The sequence below is a fragment of the uncultured Corynebacterium sp. genome, from assembly GCF_937999985.1.
In the GTDB taxonomy this organism is placed as follows: domain Bacteria; phylum Actinomycetota; class Actinomycetes; order Mycobacteriales; family Mycobacteriaceae; genus Corynebacterium.
Genome location: NZ_CALLDG010000017.1, coordinates 1 through 4,727, shown reverse-complemented (window position 1 = coordinate 4,727; position 4,727 = coordinate 1). Strand labels below are relative to the sequence as shown.

5 protein-coding genes and 1 pseudogene are annotated in these 4,727 nt (G+C 60.3%); 4 read left to right on the top strand and 2 right to left on the bottom strand.

The annotated features are described in order from the left end of the window. Positions 1 to 172: pseudogene (locus Q0331_RS00710) on the top strand (co-chaperone GroES); the annotation flags it as partial. Positions 173 to 184: 12 nt separating this feature from the next. Continuing rightward, on the top strand, positions 185 to 1,804 hold the full coding sequence (gene groL, locus Q0331_RS00705) for a chaperonin GroEL (RefSeq protein WP_034984939.1): 1,620 nt from the start codon (positions 185 to 187) through the stop codon (positions 1,802 to 1,804). Positions 1,805 to 1,894: 90 nt separating this feature from the next. Here groL and Q0331_RS00700 read toward each other — a convergent pair whose 3' ends face one another. Beyond that, the gene (locus Q0331_RS00700) at positions 1,895 to 2,200 is read right to left on the bottom strand and encodes a WhiB family transcriptional regulator (RefSeq protein ID WP_005291806.1); all 306 of its coding nucleotides are present in this window, start codon (positions 2,198 to 2,200) and stop codon (positions 1,895 to 1,897) included. 489 nt (positions 2,201 to 2,689) lie between these two features. Between Q0331_RS00700 and Q0331_RS00695 the strand changes: the two genes are divergently transcribed. Beyond that, positions 2,690 to 3,259 carry a sigma-70 family RNA polymerase sigma factor gene (locus Q0331_RS00695; RefSeq protein WP_298073969.1) on the top strand — a complete coding sequence of 190 codons (570 nt, stop codon included), beginning with the start codon at positions 2,690 to 2,692 and terminating at the stop codon, positions 3,257 to 3,259. 45 nt (positions 3,260 to 3,304) lie between these two features. Further along, a complete protein-coding gene (locus tag Q0331_RS00690; RefSeq protein WP_298073967.1) occupies positions 3,305 to 4,222 on the top strand; it encodes a hypothetical protein in 918 nt (305 codons plus the stop codon). Here the strand turns inward: Q0331_RS00690 and Q0331_RS00685 are convergent, their stop codons facing one another. After that, positions 4,223 to 4,621 carry a DUF5319 domain-containing protein gene (locus tag Q0331_RS00685; RefSeq protein WP_034985018.1) on the bottom strand — a complete coding sequence of 133 codons (399 nt, stop codon included), beginning with the start codon at positions 4,619 to 4,621 and terminating at the stop codon, positions 4,223 to 4,225. Between the last annotated feature and the right edge of the window lie 106 nt (positions 4,622 to 4,727).

The following is a 4,727-nucleotide window of genomic DNA, read 5'->3' as shown; positions in this document are numbered from 1 at the left end:
CATCGCTGTCGGCCCCGGCCGCTGGGCAGATGACGACGACCGCATCCCGATGGATGTGAAGGAGGGGGACACTGTCATCTTCTCCAAGTACGGCGGCACCGAGCTGAAGTACAACGGCGAAGAGTACCTGCTGCTGACCCAGCGCGACATCCTCGCTGTCATCGAAAAGTAAGCGGGTAGCTGCATGTCAAAACTCATCGCATTTGATCAAGAGGCCCGCGAGGGCCTGCAGAAGGGCGTAGACGCCCTGGCGGACGCGGTGAAGGTGACCCTAGGCCCGCGCGGCCGCAACGTCGTGCTGGACAAGGCCTTCGGTGGCCCGACCGTGACCAACGATGGCGTGACCATTGCGCGCGACATCGACCTGGAGGATCCCTTCGAGAACCTGGGTGCCCAGCTGGTTAAGTCCGTAGCTATCAAGACCAACGACATCGCCGGTGACGGCACCACTACCGCTACCCTGCTGGCACAGGCCCTGATTAATGAGGGGCTGCGTACCGTGGCAGCCGGCGCCAACCCGATCGCCGTGAACCGCGGCATCGCCCAGGGCACCGAGCGCGTTGTGGAACTGCTGCGCGAGCTGGCGCAGCCAGTTGCGGATAACGCCGCCATCGCCAACGTCGCCACCGTTTCTTCCCGCGACGAAAAGATCGGCGCCATGGTTGCCGACGCTTTCGACAAGGTGGGCAAGGATGGCGTGGTGACCGTCGAGGAGTCCCAGTCCATCGAGGACGAATCGATCGTCACCGAGGGTGTTTCCTTCGACAAGGGCTACCTATCCCCGTACTTCGTTACGGACCAGGAGACCGGCCACGCAGAGCTGGAAAACCCGCTGATCCTGCTGGTGCGCGAGAAGATCTCCTCTCTGCCGGACTTCCTGCCGGTACTGGAAAAGGTTGCTAACTCCGGCAAGCCGCTGCTGATCGTCGCCGAGGACATCGAGGGCGAGCCGCTGCAGATGCTGGTGCTGAACGCCATCCGCAAGTCGCTGAAGGTCGCGGCCGTGAAGTCTCCGTACTTCGGCGACCGTCGCTCTGCGTTCATGGACGACCTGGCTATCGTCACCGGCGGTACCGTCATCGACAGCGAGCTGGGCCACAAGCTCTCCGAGACCACTCTGGAGCAGCTGGGTTCTGCCCGTCGCGTGAACATCACCAAGGAAGAAACTGTTCTGGTCGACGGTGCTGGTTCCGCCGAGGCTGTCGAGGAGCGCCGCAATCAGATTCGCAACGACATCGAGCGCACCGACTCCTCCTGGGATAAGGAGAAATTCGAGGAGCGTCTGGCGAAGCTGTCCGGCGGCGTGGCCGTCATCCGCGCCGGTGGCGCTACCGAGACCGAGGTCAACGAGCGCAAGCTGCGCATCGAGGACGCGATCAACGCGGCACGTGCCGCCAGCCAGGAAGGTGTAATCGCCGGTGGCGGCTCTGTGCTGGTGCAGATCGCTGCTGAGATCGAGGAGCTGTCCCGCCAGGCAGAAGGCGACGAGAGCATCGGTCTACGTTCCCTGGCACGCGCACTGCGTCGCCCGGCATACTGGATCGCCGATAACGCCGGCCTGGACGGCGCTGTAGTGGTCTCCAAGATCGCCGAGCAGTCCAACGGCTCGGGCTTCAACGCCGCCACCCTGGAGTACGGCAACCTGCTGGAGCAGGGCATCATCGACCCGGTAAAGGTGACCCACTCCGCTGTGGTTAACGCCACCTCCGTCGCCCGCATGGTGCTGACGACCGAGACCGCCGTGGTGGACAAGCCTGCCGCTCCGGCTGATCAGGCAGGGGCGCACGCTGGCCACGCCCACTAGTGGGATAGCCGCTGTAGCCCGCTGCTAGGCAGCAATAAAGGGAGAGGGATGAACCCCTCTCCCTTTATTCTTTGTGCGTCCAGTCGGCTGCTAGGAGGCTACGCGGCGGTTGCGGTTGCGAGAAGTGGGGCGCAGGATAGCGTCGCGCTCGGACTCGCTGAGGCCGCCCCAGATGCCGTAGGGTTCGCCCACGCTGAGTGCGTGGTTGCGGCACTGCTCAATCACCGGGCACTCACGGCAGATGGCCTTGGCGCGGTGTTCGCGCATGGCACGGGCACGGCCACGCTCGCCATCCGGGTGGAAGAAGACAGAAGAATCAGCCCCGCGGCATGCGCCATGGAGTTGCCATTCCCAAGTCGAAGAAGCAGGTCCCGGAAGCTGGCTGGGCTGTGGCATTAGGTGGTTACTCCTCGTGAAAAGTCAGATGCTCACTTGTAGTGACGTCTGAGAGGTTCCAATTCTTAAATGAACTCTAAGTAACGAACGAGTGCCTTTTGGGTAGCCAAAACCTGTTGTGACATACCTATTTCGCATAGCGGTAGCCACCTACCTGCGGGAACGCCCTTAGTTGAACAATGGATTAACTTGTTTCTGCGCCACGCCTAGGTTCCCCCAAAGGGGGTTAAAAAATTCGCTTCTTGCTGGGATCTTCCCGCGATCTTGCAGGGGGATTGCCAGATAAGCCTGCCAGGAAGGTTGAGGTTAGCTGAAAAATCGGAGCAAAAGTGGGAACATGTTTCAGGTTTGTTCAATTGCATTCGCGTGAGGAGAAATCGAACAGTCCCCTTTAAGTCGATCTGGGACTGTCGACGCGGTGTGATAGTTTCAATCCACATTGATAGAGACGTTGATAAAGACGTTCGAGCATTTGACGGAGTAGGGGCGATGGCTGCAGACCAGGAGACCGATGAGGAGATTCGAGATCTCCTCCCGGCGGCCATTGCTCAAGACCGTCGCGCCGTTAATCGTCTTATTCAGCTGATCCACCCAAAGGTGGTTCTTTTCTGTCGCGGCAAGCTGAGCATGCACGGTTACCCCACGCCCGATGACGTTGCACAGGACGTCTGCATTGCGGTTGCCAAGGCTCTATCCGGGTACGAGGATCGCGGGGCGCCGTTTATGGCCTTCGTCTACCAGGTGGCGCGAAACAAGATTACTGACGCCTACCGTTTCCAAACTCGGGATATGTCCGATCCGACGGAGGAGCTACCGGAGGGGGAGAGTTTCCAGGATTCGCCTGAAGATGTGTACTTAAGCCAAGATTCATGTAACGATTTAGCTAGGAAGCTCGATATTCTCAGTGAGAAATCCCGAGAAATTCTTCTTCTTCGAGTTATTCACGGCTACTCCGCCGAAGAGACCGCGGAGATCGTGGGCTCGAAACCAACGGCCGTTCGGGTTGCCCAGCACCGGGCGGTTATGAAGCTAAAGAAGCACGGAATTATTCAACAGTAGGCAGCTACCTTCGGGTAGTTCAGGAAAGAAAAGAGCTCAGTAGCCATGGCGCAGAATGACGGCTTCCGGGAGGGCGAGGAGAACTTCGCCTCCATCCTGGATGTAGATCGCATCCTTGATGCGATCGGCCGCGGCGAGGCGATTCCGAAAACGGAAAACTTTGACTCCAATGACCCTGTTATCGCGGACCTAGTTGCGCACCGTGAGGAGCTCTACCGGGATATTCCGCCCGCGCCGGACGTAAGCTTCCTGTTTACGGAAGACGGTGGCGAAGAATCTGAAACTGAAGTGGCTGAAGCAGCTGAGGGTGCCAACAACAGTTCGCGTCTGCTGCGCACCAGCGCCAAGGCCGCCGCTGCCGGGGGAGTTTCTTTGACCAGCATGCTGATCGCCGGCGGAGTGGCCGCCGCTATCGCTGTGGGAGGTCTGGGATACGCTGCCTACTCCAGCTCCCAGGGCGCACACGTGAAGCGCGAGACCGTGGCAGAAGAGGACGCTGTCGAGTTGGAAGGCTCCAGCAGTCTTGCTGAGGGCTCCGCTGGCGGACAAAGTGGCGTCCTCAGTGAAGAGAGCGTCCCAGACGAGCGGAGCCGCGGCGAACGGAGCGACCGTGAGTCCAAGGGCGAGCAGCGCCAGGAGGAAAAGAACAAGCCGAACAAGGCTGCCACGAATAGCTCCAAGGCTCCTGAGGCGACGGCGGTTGAGGAAATCCCGTCGACCACCATCCTGCTCGGTGGAACGGAAGCTCCTGAGCAGCTGGGGCCGGCGACGCCGATGGGTGCCCCGGCACCGACGAACCCCACCGATACGACCTCGAAAACGACGACCTCGAAGACCCAGAAGCCAAGCGAGCCTGCGTCGCCCCGTCAGGATCGACCGACCCCAACCACGGGCGGGCCACGCAACCCGGAGTCGTTGCCGGTGCTCACTGACTATGGTTCCCCGCGTGCGGAAGGTAGCTAACTACTTCCCCCAGAGGAACGGCGGGCGCAGTCCGTGGAACGCGAAATCGATCGCGTCCGCGTAGCCCAGGCAATAATCCCAGGTCACGTAATCATTTGGGTTCGGCTGCGCTGACGGCTCGTGAACCGGCACAAGCTCGTTGTTTAACATCGTGCGAATATTCGACTCGATGATGTCCCAGTCGTAGAAGTGACTGTCCTCGCAATCCTCACACAGCATGGTGATCCCGCGTACCCCGCGCGGCTCCAACAGCTTGCGGAAATCACGGACGTTTTGCAGATCCTCCCGCAGAGCCTGAACCTCATCGGGAGACAACGGCGGAACGGCCTCATCAAACTCGTCGGGATCCAGGAACGACGCGGGGTCGTTCGGATCATCGGCGAAAGGGTCCGGCGGCATCTGATCGTGGTTAAAGCTCACACGTACACCGTACCCTGTGGTCGGTCATGCAAGGCAAGATCATCACTTCACCGCAAAATGGTGAATGAAACGCGCTCAAACTGGG

Bases quoted from the DNA above. Each gene is read 5' to 3' on its own strand.
- groL (WP_034984939.1), top strand. From the start codon at position 185: ATGTCAAAACTCATCGCATTTGATCAAGAGGCCCGCGAGGGCCTGCAG.
- Q0331_RS00695 (WP_298073969.1), top strand. From the start codon at position 2,690: ATGGCTGCAGACCAGGAGACCGATGAGGAGATTCGAGATCTCCTCCCG.
- Q0331_RS00685 (WP_034985018.1), bottom strand. From the start codon at position 4,621: ATGCCGCCGGACCCTTTCGCCGATGATCCGAACGACCCCGCGTCGTTC.
- Q0331_RS00690 (WP_298073967.1), top strand. From the start codon at position 3,305: ATGGCGCAGAATGACGGCTTCCGGGAGGGCGAGGAGAACTTCGCCTCC.
- Q0331_RS00700 (WP_005291806.1), bottom strand. From the start codon at position 2,200: ATGCCACAGCCCAGCCAGCTTCCGGGACCTGCTTCTTCGACTTGGGAA.